This window comes from Aeromonas sanarellii, from assembly GCF_000820085.1.
In the GTDB taxonomy this organism is placed as follows: domain Bacteria; phylum Pseudomonadota; class Gammaproteobacteria; order Enterobacterales; family Aeromonadaceae; genus Aeromonas; species Aeromonas sanarellii.
The window spans coordinates 1-14,075 of the sequence record NZ_CDBN01000074.1; the positions used below are offsets into that span (position 1 = coordinate 1).

Consider the following 14,075-nt stretch of genomic DNA (forward strand, 5'->3'; position numbering starts at 1 on the left):
GACTCGGAAGGATTCGATGACGAAGCTGATGGTGGTCCTGCTTGGCCTGTTTTATGGCTGCCTGGGCTGGGCGGCCCCCGCCCCCCTCTTGGCCACCCCGGCCAGTCCCCCCACCACACAGGTCAGGATGGAGCCGCTGCTCTCCTGGTTTGCCGGCGAATTTTCCAGTCAGGAACAGGCCAGTCATGACGCGAGGTTCACCAGCGCCGAGCTGCGACTGGTGGAGATCTGGCCCGGTTATCAGGGCTTTCGCTGGGTCTATGCCGAGCAGTTCCTGACCGAGCGGGCGGAGCGTCCGTTCCGCCAGCGCATCTACCGTTTCTCCCCGATGCCCGATGGCCGCATCCTGATGGCGGAACTGACCATGCCGAGGGCCACGGATTTCGCCGGTGCCTGGCGTCAGCCCGAGCTGCTCGACTCCCTCACCCCGCAACAGCTCTCCCTGCGCGAGGGGTGCGAGATCTGGCTGACCCGCCAGCCAGGGGGAGACTACAGGGGGCACACCCAGGTCGGTCACTGTGCCACCGACTTTGGCGGCGCCACCACCCTGGTGCAGTACCTCTGGATCGGGCCGGACAGCGTCAGGCTGCTGGACCGGGCCTATGACAACGGCGCCCGCCAGCGCTGGGGCAGCCCGGGGGAGGGTTATGTCTATCTGCGCAAGGGGGCGCAGCGCGGGGAGTGACGGGGCCGACTGGCCCCTTTTTCTTGTCCATCCGACCCAGGCCCGGCCTAGTCGATCATGGTGCCGATACCGGCGCCGATCAGCATGCCAGAGGTGGTATTGCCGCTGAGACTGCCAACACCGGCGCCAATCATGCCGCCAGCGACGGTGGAGCAACCCGCCAGCCCAGAGAGAGCGAGGGCGAGTAGTATGGGGGCAAGGGCTCTCTTCATCAGTTCCTCCGATGGGCTCAGCGGCCCTGTTGCAGCCTGGGTTTGGCCACTTGATCCCACATCACCACGATGACAGGGGTATCGAGCCTGTCCGGGTTGGCGCCATACCAGCGATCGATACGGGCGGCCACCTCCCCGAGAGAGACATCGGCGAGCCCGACACGGGCCCGGCGCGAGAAGGTCTGCTGATCCGCAGGCACGTGGCGATCATCCCAGTCGACGGCCACCGAGAGCAGGTTGGCCATGCCGAACAGGAAGGCCTGCCGCATCTGGGGCGTGGCCCGCTGCCAGTCGTTGCCGTTGGCAAATTGCTGGGCAGTGACCGCGGTGGCGGGTGAGGGGGGCGCCGTCTTGGCCTGGGCCGGGAGCGGCGCCACGACCGCGATCTGAATGGCGGTCAGGATGGCGAGCGAGGCCATCAGGGGGTGAGCAAGCTTCATGGGGACTCTCTCCGGTCAGCGCCCTGGCCGTCGTCACGGGTCGAGAATGGTGCCGCCAGGCGCACTACCAGTATGGGCTCATCCCCGGTGGGTCGCCTCCCGGTGTCACGATGAGGCTGTCGATGGGCAGCGTGCCCTCAACCCCGTCAGAGCCTGAACTGCGGCCGCAGGCGGATACCTATCCGGCTACCGCAAAGGGCCATCAACCTCCAGACCCGGCCTTGCAGGGCCACCACGGTGGAGTGGCGCAGGGCAACGAGGATCACCAGTACGGTGAAGTGGGGAGGGTTGCCGCCGCCGAAATTGCCGGTGCGCCGTGTTTTATGCCTCAGGCATGGACGCTCGCCCCGGCGGCCAGTTCGACAAGAATGGAGAGGCTGACAGCACCGAACAGCAGGCCGGTGACCAGGTTGAGGGGGCGCTGGATGCGGCCGAGCAGGCGCTGGGCCCGGGCGGTGGAGAGGCTCCAGGCCAGGGCGCCGAACCAGAGGAGGGAGAGCAGGAACAGCTCCAGGATCAGCAGGCCCCGGGTCAGGCCGTCTACCTGGGGCGTCACCATGGCCGCCAGCAGTCCCATGAAGAACAGCAGCGCCTTGGGGTTGAGCAGATTGGTGGCCAGCCCCCGTCTCACCCCCTTGCGCCAGCCCTGTCGCTCGTTGCCTGCCTGCAGCGCCAGATCTCCCGCCCCCTGCCAGGCCGCCTTCAGCGCCCCCCAGCCGAGCCACACCAGATAGAGGGCCCCCACCAGTTTCACCGCGAGGAACAGCCAGGGCTGGCTTGCGATCAGCAGGCTGATGCCGGTCAGGCTCAGGGTGGCGTGGAGCAGGATGGCGAGCGCGATGCCGAGCGCCGCCCCGAGGGCGGTGGGGCGATGCAGGCTGGTGCGCAGGATGAGTGCGAAATCCGGGCCCGGGCTCGCCAGGGCGACGAGATGGACGAGCCCCAGGGTCAGAAACAGGCTGGTAAACATAAAGACCTCGGATAGCGGTATGGAGGTGACAGCATGGGGCAGGACGGGGGTCGCCGGATTGTAAAAGATTGCAGGCGTGACTCCTCAGGTCGGCTGCATCTGCTGGCGATACTCCGCCGGGGTGAGCCCGAAGGCCTGGCGAAAACCGTGGTGGAAGTGGCTCTGATCGAAGAAGCCGACCGTCAGCGCCACCTCGCTCACCGGCAGGCCGCCACCGAGCAGGCGCTTGCCCTGTTCCAGACGCAGTCGCTTGAGCCAGGCGTAGGGGGTCATGCCGGTCTTCTTCTTGAACTGGCGCAGGAAGGCGAAGCGATCTAGCCCGAACAGGGCGGCGAGATCCTCCAGGCTGTGGCGCTCGTCCAGCCGGGCCAGCAGATGGTCGCGCAGGTATCTGAGCTGGGGATCCGCCAGGGCGTGGCGCTCGGGGGCTAGCCGGAACAGTTCGCCGAGCAGGGCTAGCAGCTGGCTCTCCGCCAGCAGACCGTCCGGCTTTGGTTGATCCAGATACATGTGCAGCCGGGCAAAGCCCTGATAGAGGTCGGGGCGACTCTGCAACCCCTTGTCGAAGAAGGGCTCCGGGTGCTCCGGCAGCCAGCGGGCCAGCTGCTCCGGCGCGATGGCGAAGACCCGCACCTCGTACCCTTCCGGCAGCAGGCTGAGGCCGTCGTGCATCTCGTCCGGGTTGACGGTGGAGAGCTCGCCGCGCACCAGGTGGTGGCTGTTGCCCTTGTGGATGAACTTCTGGCCGCCCCGCTGCACCAGACCGATGTGGTAGTCCAGGTGCACGTGGCGGCCGTAGCTGAACTCCCTGTGGTGGGAGTGGGAGAGTTCGACCCCCGGCAGCAGCCGGGATTGCCAGTAGTGGATGCGGGATTGGGGTGCGCTCATGGCCTATTGATACCCCAAAACCCGATCCCTGGCTTGTAGATTATTGCGCCGGCTTCTGCCTGCCGTTGCGCAGCCCGTCCAGGCTGAACAGCACCAGGGCGCTCCAGATGCAGCCGAAGGTGATCATCTTGTCCAGCGCCAGCGCCTCCCCGTACAGGGTCACCGCCAGGATGAACATCAGGCTGGGGCCTATGTACTGGAAGAAGCCCAGGGTGGAGAGCTTGAGCCGGGTGGCCGCCGCAGTGAAGCAGAGCAGGGGCGCCGTGGTGACGGCACCGGCGGCGACGAGCAGCAGGTTCAGGTGCCAGTCGTTTTGCGTGAGGTGGCTGGTGGGGCTGTCGGCGATGCCCCACAGATAGAAGGCGGCCGGCGGCAGCATGATCAGGGTCTCGATGAGCAGGCCGGTCAGCGCGTCCAGGGCCAGCTTCTTGCGAATGAGGCCATAGATGGCGAAGCTCGAGGCCAGCACCAGGGCTATCCAGGGCAGGGAGCCGAAGGCGATGAGCTGGATGGCGACACCGATGACGGCGAGCCCGACCGCCCACCACTGCAACCGGCGCAGCTGCTCGCTCAGGAACAGCATGCCGAGCAGCACGTTGAACAGGGGGTTGATGTAGTAGCCCAGGCTCGCATCCAGCATGTGGCCGTTGTTGATGGCCCAGATGAACAGCAGCCAGTTGCCGCCGACGGTGACCGAGGTGAAGGCCAGGGTGAGCAGCACCCTCGGCTGGCGCAGCACCGCCTGCACCTTGTGCCACTGGCGGCCGAGCAGGACCAGCACCATCAGCAGGGCGCAGGACCAGATCATGCGGTGGGTCAGGATCTCGGCGGCCGGCACGGCGGAGAGCGTCTTGAAGTAGATGGGAGCCAGGCCCCAAAGGGTATAGGCGCCGAGGGCATAGAGGACGCCCTGGCGCTGGATCTGTTGTTGCATGCGGATAACCTTCACTGGAGAGCGGATGTAGGGAAACATCGCAAAAGTGCAGTGTAGCCATCCTTTTGGGGGGAAAGAAGTCAATAAATGGGTCTGAGGGGATTTTGACAGCAGAAACAGGGTCAGCGACCGCCCCCGCGGCGGATCTTGTCCACGTCCATCAACAGCCACAGCATCAGGGCGATGGCGGAGATCCAGGGCCCCCAGGTCACATAGGCTTCACCCTGACCCAGCACGAAGAACAGGAGCGGCAGTCCCACCACCAGAAACAGTACACTTCCCAGAAAAAACAGCATTTTTATCTTTAAATTGAACGGCTTGCTATTTGACGATTATATCGATTAGGGCCCGCGATGAAAGGGTAAAAATGAAAAAGGAGGATTTCTCCCCCTTTGTCGCCGGATCTCGTCATATTCGATGCTAATCGAGCTGGATCCAGGTGCTTTTCAGCTCGGTATACTTCTCCAGGGCATGCAGGGACTTGTCGCGGCCGTTGCCGGACTGCTTGAAGCCGCCGAACGGCATGGTCATGTCGCCCCCGTCCCAGTTGTTGACGAAGACGGTGCCGGCGCGCAGGGCGCGGGAGCCCTTGACCGCCTTGTTGAGATCCGCCGTCCAGATCGCGGCGGCCAGGCCGTAGTCGGTGTCGTTGCCAAGGGCGATGGCCTCGTCCAGGGTGTCGAAGCCGGTCACCGCCAGCACGGGGCCGAAGATCTCCTCGCGGAAGATCCGCATCTGGGGCGTCACCTCGTCAAAGATGGTGGGCTCGATGTAGTAGCCGCCGCTCTCGATCCGGGTGCGCTTGCCCCCCAGCAGCAGCCTGGCCCCCTCCTGCTGGCCTATGGTGATGTAGTTCAGCACCTGCTCCATCTGGATGCTGTCCACCATGGCGCCGATGCGGGTGGCGGGATCGAGGGGGTTGGACGAGATCCATTCGCGGGCGTGGGCCAGCAGCCGCTCCATGAACTGCGGCTTGATGCTGTTCTGCACCAGCAGGCGGGAGGCGGCGGTGCACACTTCCCCCTGGTTGTAGAAGATGGCGCCGACGGCGCTTCTGGCGGCGGCATCCAGATCCGGCGCGTCCGCCAGTATGATGTTGGGGCTCTTGCCGCCGCACTCCATAAAGGCGCGTTTCAGATTGGATTTCCCGGAGCACTGTACCAGGTGCTTGCCGATGCGGGTGGAGCCGGTGAAGGTGATGCAGTCCACGTCCATGTGCATGGCGAGCGCCTCGCCCACCGTATGGCCGAAGCCCGGCAGCACGTTGAAGACGCCGTCCGGGATGCCCGCCTCCTTCGCCAGACCCGCGATGCGCAGGGCGGTGAGGGGGGACTTCTCGGAGGGCTTGAGGATCACCGAGTTGCCGGTGGCGAGCGCCGGACCCAGCTTCCAGCAGGCCATCACCAGGGGGAAGTTCCAGGGGACGATGGCGGCCACGACGCCGAGGGGCTCGCGGGTCACCAGGGCCAGGGCGGACTCCTCCACCGGGGCGACCTGATCGTAGATCTTGTCGATGGCCTCGGCGTTCCAGGCGATGCAGTTGGCCGCGGCGGGGGCGTCATAGCCCATGGCGTCGCCGATGGGCTTGCCCATGTCCAGGGATTCCAGCAGTGCCAGCTCCACCTGGTTGAGCCGCATCAGCTCGGCGAAGCGCTGCATGATGAGCTTGCGCTGCTTGGGGGAGAGGCCGCACCAGCGCTTGTCGTCGAAGGCGGCGCGGGCGGCTTGCACCGCCAGCTCGGCGTCGGCGGCGTCGCAGGAGGCGACCCGAGTCAGCAGCTTGCCGTTGGCCGGGTTGATGCAGTCGAAGGTGGCGCCGTTGACGGCGTCCCGGTAGCTGCCGTCGATAAAGGCTTGCGAGGGCAGGGTCAGATGGGCGGCCTTGTGTTGCCACTGGGCCAGGGTCAGGTCACTCATGTTCACTCCTTGAACCGGCAGAAAGTCAGTCTCCGCGTATCAATATGCTAAACATCCTGCCGGTTGTAAATCCATCTTGTAACAATTCATTAAACACCTTGCTCCTCTGATCACCTCGGCGGCTCCCGGAAACTGGCCGGGGCGCCCAAGTCGGGATTGGCATAATCCCCTGGTCCGCCGAGTGTCAGAAGCTGGCGGGGGTGTTGGCGGAGATCAGCACGCACTCCTGATCCCCCACGTTGCGAAAACGGTGGGGGGTGCGGCTGTCGAAGTAGTAGCCGTCCCCCGGTGCCAGCAGGTGAACCTGCTCGCCCACGGTGACCTCCACCTGACCCCGGATGACGATGCCGCACTCTTCCCCTTCGTGACTCAGCATGTCGTCACCGGTGTCGGCGCCCGGGGGCAGTATCTCCTGCATCATGCCGATGGCGCGGTTGGCGCGGCTGTGACCCACCAGACGGTAACTGATGGGGTGGGTGCCGAGATCCGGCATGTCGTCCGCACGGAAGATCACCTCGGAATCCATCTCCGTCTCGTCGGTGAAGAAGCTGGCCAATGACATGGGGATGCCTTCCAGCACCTTGCGCAGAGAGGCCACCGAGGGGCTCACCTGATTTTTCTCGATCTGGGAGATAAAGCCGTTGGTCACACCGGAGCGTTTTGCCAGCTCGCGCTGGGAGAGAGCCGCCTTGGTGCGAACCGCCTTGAGGCGGTGACCGATATCCATCGATAGACACTCCTTGACTGTTTACTATTATTAAAATTGTGTTAAATATCTTATACCACCCCTGAGGGGTGACACCAAGCCGGGCGATAAAAGCCCTTTTTTATGGATTTAGGTGTTTAATTTAATAGGCATGAGCCGGGTGTTACTAAACGCCTTAAGGATGAGGTGACCATGAAACCTGTCAGCGACATCAATACCCCCGACATGTCCGCATTCTGGATGCCGTTCACCGCCAACCAGCAGTTCAAGGCGGCGCCGCGCATCCTGAAGTCGGCAGAGGGGATGTATTATCACTCAGAGGATGGCCGCAAGATACTGGATGGCACTGCCGGACTCTGGTGTTGCAACGCAGGCCATGGTCGGCGCGAGATCGCCGAGGCGGTCTCCCAGCAGATCTCCCACCTCGATTTTGCCCCCACGTTCCAGATGGGCCACCCCCTGCCGTTCGAGCTGGCCAACCAGCTGGTGGAGATCGCCCCCAAGGGATTCGGTCACGTCTTCTATACCAACTCCGGATCGGAGTCCGTGGACACCGCGCTCAAGATTGCCCTGGCCTGGCAGCGGGCCCGCGGTCAGGGGACCCGTACCCGGCTCATCGGCCGCGAGCGCGGCTACCACGGGGTGGGTTTTGGCGGCATCTCGGTGGGGGGCATTCCCGGCAACCGCAAGTGGTTCGGCTCCCTGCTGACCGGGGTGGATCATCTGCCCCACACCCTCAACATAGGGAAAAATGCGTTCACCAAGGGATTGCCAGCAGAAGACCTCACCCTGGCCGATGAACTGGAGAAGATCGTCTTCCTGCACGACGCCAGCAACATCGCGGCGGTCATCGTCGAGCCCATCGCCGGCAGCACCGGGGTCATCATGCCCCCCAAGGGCTATCTCAAGCGGCTGCGGGAGATCTGTACCAAACACGGCATCCTGCTGATTTTTGACGAGGTGATCACCGGTTTCGGCCGCCTCGGCTCCCCCTTCGCCGCCCAGGAGTTCGACGTCATCCCCGACATGATCACCTGCGCCAAGGGGCTCACCAACGGCGCCATCCCCATGGGGGCCGTGCTGGTGCAAAACCATATCTATGACGACATGATGGCGGCGGGCAAGGGGGCCATCGAGCTGTTCCACGGCTACACCTACTCGGGTCACCCGGTGGCGGCTGCTGCGGGTCTGGCGACCCTGGAGATCTACCGCAGCGAAAACCTGCTGACCCGGGGCGCCGATCTGGCGGGCTACTGGGAGGAGGCTGCCCATTCCCTCAAGGGCTGCAAGCACGTGAAGGATGTGCGCAACTACGGCCTGGTGGCGGGCATCGAGCTGGAATCCATGCCCGATGCGCCGGGCAAGCGGGCCTACGAGGTGTTCGTGCGCTGCTTCGAGAAGGGGGCGCTTATCCGGGTGACCGGCGACATCATCGCCCTGTCGCCCCCCCTCATCATAGAGCGCAGCCAGATCGACGATCTCTTCACCCTGCTGCAGGACGCCCTGCAGGCCCAGGACTGACCCCTTTATCACGCAGGATGGCGCCCGCCCCGGGCGCCATCTCCCTGTGCCGCCCCCGGCGCGGCGAGGGCGGATGACCCATCACGGAGGATTTATGAGTTACAGGATCGACAACTTCATCGACGGCGAGACGACCGAGAGTCGCAGCGAGCGTTTCGGCGCCATCTTCAATCCGGCCACCGGCCAGCAGCAGGGCTCCGTCGTTCTCAGCACCGCCGATGAGTGTGCCGAGGCGATTGCCTGCGCCGAGCGCGCCTTTGCAGACTGGTCCCAGACCCCGCCCCTGGTGCGGGCCCGGGTGCTGTTTCGCTTCAAGGAGCTGATGGAGCAGCACAGGGACGAGCTGGCCCAGCTCATCAGCCGCGAGCACGGCAAGGTCTTCTCCGATGCCCAGGGGGAGCTGACCCGGGGGCTGGAGGTGGTGGAGTTTGCCTGCGGCATTCCCCATCTGCTCAAGGGGGATCACTCCCTCAACGTGGGCCGCGGGGTCGACAGTCACTCCATGATGCAGCCGGTGGGGGTCTGCGCCGGCATCACGCCGTTCAACTTCCCGGCCATGGTGCCGCTCTGGATGTTCCCGGTGGCGCTGGCCTGCGGCAACAGCTTCATCCTCAAGCCGTCCGAGAAGGATCCGTCGCTGGCCCTGCGCATGGCCGAGCTGCTCAAGCAGGCGGGCCTGCCGGACGGGGTGCTGAACGTGGTCAACGGCGACAAGGAGGTGGTGGACGTGCTGCTGACCGACCCCCGGGTCGGCGCCGTGTCGTTTGTCGGCTCCACCCCCATCGCCCAGTACATCTATGCCACCGCCTCGGCCCACGGCAAGCGGGTGCAGGCCCTGGGCGGCGCCAAGAACCACATGGTGGTGATGCCGGATGCGAATCTGGATCAGGCGGTTTCCGCCCTGATGGGGGCCGCCTATGGTGCGGCCGGCGAGCGCTGCATGGCGATCTCGGTGGCCGTGGTGGTGGGGGAGCAGACCGCCGACGCCCTGGTCGCGAAACTCTCGCCCCTGGTGGCGGCCCTGCGGGTCGGCCCTGGCCTGGGCCAGAGTCCGGAGAACGAGATGGGGCCCCTCATCAGCCGGGAGCACCTGGCCAAGGTGCGCGGCTACGTGGATCAGGGGGTGGCCGAGGGGGCCGAGCTGGTGGTGGATGGTCGCGGTGTCAGCCATGGGGAAGGCTACTTTATCGGAGGCAGCCTGTTCGATCGGGTCGGCCCCGAGATGCGCATCTACCGGGAGGAGATCTTCGGCCCGGTGCTCGCCATCGTGCGGGCGCCGGACTACGAGACGGCGCTCAAGCTCATCAACGAACACGAGTACGGCAACGGCACCGCCATCTTCACCGGTGACGGCGATACCGCAAGGGACTTCACCACGCGGGTTCAGGTCGGTATGGTAGGGGTGAACGTACCCATTCCGGTGCCCATGGCGTTTCACAGCTTCGGTGGCTGGAAGCGGTCCATCTTCGGGCCGCTCAACATGCACGGGCCGGACGGGGTGCGTTTCTACACCCGGATGAAGACGGTGACCGCCCGCTGGCCCCAGAGCCTGCGCGCCGGCGCCGAGTTCTCCATGCCGACCATGAAGTGAGCCGCCGGCTCGCTGCCATGGCCTTATTCTCTTGCCCCCGCAGGCCGCCGGTCTGCGGGGGCGCTTCTGTCAAGGAGTAACAGATGCGACTGGGTATTCTCGATTGTGACCGGCTGGACCCCGATTTGGTGGGGGATTTTGGTCCCGTTTACTCCGAGATGTTTATCAAGGGTTTCCGGGCGCTGGCCCCCGAGCTGGAATTTCGGGTCTGGTCCGCCCTCGACGGCGATCTGCCCCCGGATCTGACCGAATGCGATGCCTGGCTCATCACCGGCTCGCGCCACGATGCCTACAGCGACATCCCCTGGATAGTGGCGCTGCGCGACTGGATCCGCCGGGCCCACGACGCCAATGTCAAGCTGGCCGGGGTCTGCTTCGGCCACCAGGTGATCGCCCAGGCCCTGGGAGGGGAGGTGATGAAGTCCACCAAGGGGTGGGGGCTGGGGGTGTCGGTCCATGCCATGCAGACGACGAAACCCTGGATGGCACCCGGGCTGGACACCATCCGGATCCTGGCAAGCCACCAGGATCAGGTGGAGCAGCTGCCGCCGGGGGCGACCCTGCTGGCGGGCAACGACTTCTGCCCGAACTTCATGTTCCTGCAGGGGGATCACATCGTTGCCATCCAGGGCCACCCTGAGTTTTCGGTGGAGTACAACCGGGCCCTGATCGAGCGGCGACGGGATAGATTGCCCGATGCGCACTACCAGAGCAGCCTCGCCTCCCTGGAGGGGGAGGTGGACTCCGCCACCATGATGCAGTGGCTGCTGCAGTTCCTCGGCATACTGCCGGTCGGGGCCGCACAAGGCTGAGCTCCGTTTGTCATATCCACCGCGCTGATGCTAGATTTTGTAGCAAAATGAAGGATCAAGCGGCGATATGCCCAGTTCGGATGATACACTGGCCGCCATCTTTGGCGGCCTTGTCCATGCACGACAGCCGCGCCAGCCTGTGAGGGTGCAACCTTGAAACTACAGCAGTTGAAGTATCTGATCGCGGTGCGGGACCACAATCTCAACGTCTCCGTCGCCTCCGATGCGCTCTATACCAGTCAGCCTGGGGTGAGCAAGCAGATCGGCTTGCTGGAGAGCGAGCTGGGGGTGCGCATCTTCGAGCGCCGCGGCAAGCACCTGCACCGCATCACCCCGGTGGGGGAGGAGATCATCAAGTGTGCCGAGGCCATGCTCAACATCGAGAGCAAGATCAAGGCCATCTCCCGGGAATACTTGGATCCGACCGTGGGGACCCTCAACATCCACACCACCCACACCATAGCGCGCTACCTGCTGCCGAAAAGCGTCACCTACTTCACCAAGAAGTACCCCAAGATCTCGTTCCACCTGCATCCCGTGATGTCGGCCACCAAGGAGCAGATCAGCAAGGGATACTCGGATTTTTCCATCGTGGCCCACGAGATAGGCTTCGACAAGGAGCTGATCGCGCTGCCCGCCTACCTCTGGACCCTCTCCCTGGTGGTGCCCCAGGATCACCCCCTGGCCAAGGTGAAGAAGCCGACCCTGGAGCAGCTCTGCCAGTACCCCATCCTGAGCTACGAGAGCGGCGCCACCGGGCGCCAGGTGCAGGACAGGGTGTTCCAGGCCGCCGGCCTCACCCCCAACTACTACATGACGGTGATGGATGCCGGCGTCATCAAGCGCTACGTGGAGCTGGGCTTCGGCATCGGCATCATCTCGTCGCTGGTGGCCAACGACCACGATGCCCCCGGCCTCGTGGCCATCAACCTGGAGCACCTGTTCGAGCCCTGCCCGGCCCAGATCTGCTTCAGCAAGAGCATCCTCCTGCAGAACTACATGTATGACTTCATCAGCTCCTTCTCCCCCCACCTCACCAAGGAGATGATCCAGAACGTGATGCAGCAGCCGACCCAGGCGCGCATCGACGAGCTGCTGGCCGGGGTGGAGCTGCCCGTCTACTGATCCCGCTTCCGTCTCTGTGCCGGCACCCCGGGTGCCGGCCTCCTCCCGCCGAGGTTCCCATGTCCCGCATCCTGCTGCTCGCCAATCTCAACTGTGATCACGTGCTTTCCCTGGCCGAACCCCTGGTGGCGGGGGCGCGGCTGCAATACGTGGATCAGGGCCGCAGGCTCGGCGGTGGCGCCGCCAACACCGGCATCGGCCTGGTGTGGGCGGGGCACGAGGTTATCATTGCCTCCCGGGTCGGGCTGGACGAGACCGGCGACTGGCTGCTGGAGCAGGCGGCCTCATACGGCCTGGATTGCAGCCATGTGGAACGCTTTGGCGGCGAGACCGGCGAGCTGCTGGTGCTGGTGGACGCCACCGGTGAGCGCACCATACTCCGGCGGCCACGCCGTCCGGATCTGCCCGGGGATCTGCCGACCGAGGGGGTGGACTGCCTCTACGTGAACTACCCCGGCACCGCCATCATCGGCTACATGCGCCAGATGCTCGCCAAGAGCTTCGTGGTGGCCCAGTATCCCAAGGGCGGGCAGGCCCGCCGCCCCTGTCACGTGCTGGTGGCCTCCCGCTCCGATCTCGCCGAGGTGGACGACCCCTGGCAGCATGCCCGCCAGCTTGCGGGGGAGCAGCTGGAATGGCTGGTGCTGACCGAAGGCAAGGCGGGGGCCCTGGCCATCCACGGCGAGGAGCGGGTCAGGGTGGCGGCGCGACCGGTCTCGGTGGTGGACACCACGGGGGCGGGGGATGCCTTCGCCGGCGGCCTCATTCACGGGCTGGCGCGGGGCATGGCGATGGGGGATGCGTTGCAGTGCGCGGTGGACTGGGGTGCCTTCGCGGTGGCCTCCGAGAGCTCCATCCCCTCCCAGGCCCTGAAAAACTGGCTGAAGCATCCCCACTGAGGGGCTGACGACCCCGGCCATCCGGGAGGGACCGGCCATCCCGAACAGGGCGACTTGGCCGCCAGAAATGGCCGAAACCCCGGGGTGAGCCTGCAAGTTTGCGATCAATCAAAGAAAGTGTCGATTTATGTACATCTTCGTCGACACCCGCCCGGGCTGCTCTTAACCTTGTCACTCCACGACTCGGTCAAAGAAGCAACACCTGTGCGGGTGCACGTGCAGTTCCCCCTCTTTGGCCACCGGCTGTCGTCCTGATTTCTGGCTTGTAGTAAGAGGCAAGTGCGACCATGCAACTCACACGATTTACCGACTATGCCCTGCGTACCCTGACCTTTCTGGCCATCCAGCCCGGTGATCGCCTGTCGACCATCACCGAGGTGGCGGACACCTTCGCCATCTCCCGCAACCACGTGGTCAAGATAGTGCATCAGCTCGGCATCAAGGGGTACATAGAGACGGTGCGTGGCAAGCATGGCGGCATCCGCCTCGGCCGTGCCGCCGTCTCCATCAACCTGCGGGACGTGGTGATGGACATGGAGCACGTGCTCTGCCCGGTGGACTGCAAGCGCGAGAACTGCCGCCTCTCCGGCGGTTGCCGCATCCAGGGCATTCTGCGCCGCGCCATGAATGCCTTCCTCGAGGTGCTGGGGGAGTACACCCTGGCGGATGCGGTGCGGGATCCCACCCGCCTGTGCCACCTGCTTGGCATCGAGCAGGAGAATATCCTGACCATGGCCTAGGGCCACGGCGGATCGGGGGCCTTCGGGCCCCCGAGTCTTTTCTGGGGCGGCGGTCCTGCGGGGATCAGTGCTGGGGGATCAGGGTGATGGCGCCGTGCAGGCAGGCGAGGCCGCAGGCGCCACAGCCGTCGCAGGCGGCCATGTTGACGCTCACCCCCTCGCTGCCGACCTTGATCGCCTGCTGGGGGCAGGCGTCCTCGCACAGCAGGCAGTAGAAGCCCTGACGGGCCTGGCAGCTCGCCTCTATCCGGACCCGGGTCTGCACCTGGCGGCCGAGGCGCAGGTCCAGCGCCCCCGTGGGGCAGGCCCTGGCACAGCTGCCACAGTAGCTGCACTGGCCGCAGGCGAGATCCAGCACTGGGGTGCCTGCGACTGGGGTGCCGGCATAGTCGGGCCGATCGGCGGGTTTGAGCAGGCCGTTGGGGCAGGCCTTGAAGCAGTCGCCACAGCGGTTGCAAAGGGTGAGGAACTGGGACTCTTCGATGGCCCAGGGCGGGCGGGCCTCATGGCAAACCACGTCCGGTTTGCGGGGGCCCCCCAATGCGTGTGCCAGCCAGCGACAGAAAAAATGAGTCATGCTCACCCCTATACCTATTAGGGGTTAATTTTATCGAGTTTTCGTTGGGCAAGCCAGA

At 64.9% G+C, this 14,075-nt stretch carries 16 protein-coding genes; 7 read left to right on the top strand and 9 right to left on the bottom strand.

Features of this window, described 5'->3' with window-relative positions; all coding sequences use genetic code 11:
• Positions 1–16 precede the first annotated feature (16 nt).
• Positions 17–685, top strand: coding sequence for a chromophore lyase CpcT/CpeT (locus tag BN1132_RS14050; protein ID WP_084202944.1), 669 nt, complete (start codon positions 17–19; stop codon positions 683–685).
• A gap of 47 nt (positions 686–732) precedes the next feature.
• On the opposite strand, the gene BN1132_RS20020 is transcribed toward BN1132_RS14050, so the two are convergent.
• The 8 genes from BN1132_RS20020 to BN1132_RS14080 all read right to left on the bottom strand — a co-directional run bounded on the left by BN1132_RS20020 (position 733) and on the right by BN1132_RS14080 (position 6,773).
• The gene (locus BN1132_RS20020; RefSeq protein ID WP_157005439.1) at positions 733–897 is read right to left on the bottom strand and encodes a hypothetical protein; all 165 of its coding nucleotides are present in this window, start codon (positions 895–897) and stop codon (positions 733–735) included.
• A 17-nt stretch (positions 898–914) separates the two neighbouring features.
• On the bottom strand, positions 915–1,337 hold the full coding sequence (locus BN1132_RS14055; RefSeq protein WP_042078344.1) for a hypothetical protein: 423 nt from the start codon (positions 1,335–1,337) through the stop codon (positions 915–917).
• A gap of 328 nt (positions 1,338–1,665) precedes the next feature.
• A complete protein-coding gene (locus tag BN1132_RS14060; RefSeq protein ID WP_042078345.1) occupies positions 1,666–2,307 on the bottom strand; it encodes a LysE family translocator in 642 nt (213 codons plus the stop codon).
• Between the two features lie 84 nt (positions 2,308–2,391).
• Positions 2,392–3,195: an AraC family transcriptional regulator gene (locus tag BN1132_RS14065; protein WP_042078347.1), complete on the bottom strand. Its 804-nt coding sequence runs from the start codon at positions 3,193–3,195 to the stop codon at positions 2,392–2,394.
• Between the two features lie 40 nt (positions 3,196–3,235).
• On the bottom strand, positions 3,236–4,129 hold the full coding sequence (gene rarD / locus BN1132_RS14070) for an EamA family transporter RarD (protein WP_042078349.1): 894 nt from the start codon (positions 4,127–4,129) through the stop codon (positions 3,236–3,238).
• 122 nt (positions 4,130–4,251) lie between these two features.
• Positions 4,252–4,425, bottom strand: coding sequence for a hypothetical protein (locus tag BN1132_RS20125; RefSeq protein WP_167335716.1), 174 nt, complete (start codon positions 4,423–4,425; stop codon positions 4,252–4,254).
• 124 nt (positions 4,426–4,549) lie between these two features.
• Positions 4,550–6,046 carry an aldehyde dehydrogenase gene (locus BN1132_RS14075; protein WP_042078351.1) on the bottom strand — a complete coding sequence of 499 codons (1,497 nt, stop codon included), beginning with the start codon at positions 6,044–6,046 and terminating at the stop codon, positions 4,550–4,552.
• Positions 6,047–6,230: 184 nt separating this feature from the next.
• Entirely contained in the window at positions 6,231–6,773 is a 543-nt protein-coding gene (locus BN1132_RS14080) for a cupin domain-containing protein (protein ID WP_010672493.1), read from the bottom strand.
• 171 nt (positions 6,774–6,944) lie between these two features.
• Between BN1132_RS14080 and aptA the strand changes: the two genes are divergently transcribed.
• The 6 genes from aptA to BN1132_RS14110 all read left to right on the top strand — a co-directional run bounded on the left by aptA (position 6,945) and on the right by BN1132_RS14110 (position 13,440).
• Complete coding sequence (gene aptA / locus BN1132_RS14085; protein ID WP_042078352.1) at positions 6,945–8,273, top strand: omega-aminotransferase AptA; 1,329 nt, start codon at positions 6,945–6,947, stop codon at positions 8,271–8,273.
• Positions 8,274–8,367: 94 nt separating this feature from the next.
• Positions 8,368–9,864 (top strand): CoA-acylating methylmalonate-semialdehyde dehydrogenase, encoded by a 1,497-nt coding sequence (locus tag BN1132_RS14090; RefSeq protein ID WP_042078355.1) that lies wholly within the window; start codon positions 8,368–8,370, stop codon positions 9,862–9,864.
• 83 nt (positions 9,865–9,947) lie between these two features.
• Positions 9,948–10,676 carry a glutamine amidotransferase-related protein gene (locus BN1132_RS14095; RefSeq protein WP_042078356.1) on the top strand — a complete coding sequence of 243 codons (729 nt, stop codon included), beginning with the start codon at positions 9,948–9,950 and terminating at the stop codon, positions 10,674–10,676.
• A 153-nt stretch (positions 10,677–10,829) separates the two neighbouring features.
• On the top strand, positions 10,830–11,801 hold the full coding sequence (locus BN1132_RS14100) for a LysR substrate-binding domain-containing protein (protein WP_042078357.1): 972 nt from the start codon (positions 10,830–10,832) through the stop codon (positions 11,799–11,801).
• 59 nt (positions 11,802–11,860) lie between these two features.
• Positions 11,861–12,700 (top strand): PfkB family carbohydrate kinase, encoded by an 840-nt coding sequence (locus BN1132_RS14105; protein ID WP_042078359.1) that lies wholly within the window; start codon positions 11,861–11,863, stop codon positions 12,698–12,700.
• A gap of 287 nt (positions 12,701–12,987) precedes the next feature.
• Positions 12,988–13,440, top strand: a complete 453-nt coding sequence (locus BN1132_RS14110; protein WP_042078360.1) for an Rrf2 family transcriptional regulator — start codon at positions 12,988–12,990, stop codon at positions 13,438–13,440.
• A 64-nt stretch (positions 13,441–13,504) separates the two neighbouring features.
• On the opposite strand, the gene BN1132_RS14115 is transcribed toward BN1132_RS14110, so the two are convergent.
• Positions 13,505–14,017: a ferredoxin-type protein NapF gene (locus BN1132_RS14115; protein ID WP_042078361.1), complete on the bottom strand. Its 513-nt coding sequence runs from the start codon at positions 14,015–14,017 to the stop codon at positions 13,505–13,507.
• Between the last annotated feature and the right edge of the window lie 58 nt (positions 14,018–14,075).

What these genes read in the sequence shown, in the direction of transcription:
- BN1132_RS14050 (WP_084202944.1), top strand. Translation starts at nt 17, where the DNA reads ATGACGAAGCTGATGGTGGTCCTGCTTGGCCTGTTTTATGGCTGCCTG.
- BN1132_RS20020 (WP_157005439.1), bottom strand. Translation starts at nt 897, where the DNA reads ATGAAGAGAGCCCTTGCCCCCATACTACTCGCCCTCGCTCTCTCTGGG.
- BN1132_RS14055 (WP_042078344.1), bottom strand. Translation starts at nt 1,337, where the DNA reads ATGAAGCTTGCTCACCCCCTGATGGCCTCGCTCGCCATCCTGACCGCC.
- BN1132_RS14060 (WP_042078345.1), bottom strand. Translation starts at nt 2,307, where the DNA reads ATGTTTACCAGCCTGTTTCTGACCCTGGGGCTCGTCCATCTCGTCGCC.
- BN1132_RS14065 (WP_042078347.1), bottom strand. Translation starts at nt 3,195, where the DNA reads ATGAGCGCACCCCAATCCCGCATCCACTACTGGCAATCCCGGCTGCTG.
- rarD (WP_042078349.1), bottom strand. Translation starts at nt 4,129, where the DNA reads ATGCAACAACAGATCCAGCGCCAGGGCGTCCTCTATGCCCTCGGCGCC.
- BN1132_RS20125 (WP_167335716.1), bottom strand. Translation starts at nt 4,425, where the DNA reads ATGCTGTTTTTTCTGGGAAGTGTACTGTTTCTGGTGGTGGGACTGCCG.
- BN1132_RS14075 (WP_042078351.1), bottom strand. Translation starts at nt 6,046, where the DNA reads ATGAGTGACCTGACCCTGGCCCAGTGGCAACACAAGGCCGCCCATCTG.
- BN1132_RS14080 (WP_010672493.1), bottom strand. Translation starts at nt 6,773, where the DNA reads ATGGATATCGGTCACCGCCTCAAGGCGGTTCGCACCAAGGCGGCTCTC.
- aptA (WP_042078352.1), top strand. Translation starts at nt 6,945, where the DNA reads ATGAAACCTGTCAGCGACATCAATACCCCCGACATGTCCGCATTCTGG.
- BN1132_RS14090 (WP_042078355.1), top strand. Translation starts at nt 8,368, where the DNA reads ATGAGTTACAGGATCGACAACTTCATCGACGGCGAGACGACCGAGAGT.
- BN1132_RS14095 (WP_042078356.1), top strand. Translation starts at nt 9,948, where the DNA reads ATGCGACTGGGTATTCTCGATTGTGACCGGCTGGACCCCGATTTGGTG.
- BN1132_RS14105 (WP_042078359.1), top strand. Translation starts at nt 11,861, where the DNA reads ATGTCCCGCATCCTGCTGCTCGCCAATCTCAACTGTGATCACGTGCTT.
- BN1132_RS14110 (WP_042078360.1), top strand. Translation starts at nt 12,988, where the DNA reads ATGCAACTCACACGATTTACCGACTATGCCCTGCGTACCCTGACCTTT.
- BN1132_RS14115 (WP_042078361.1), bottom strand. Translation starts at nt 14,017, where the DNA reads ATGACTCATTTTTTCTGTCGCTGGCTGGCACACGCATTGGGGGGCCCC.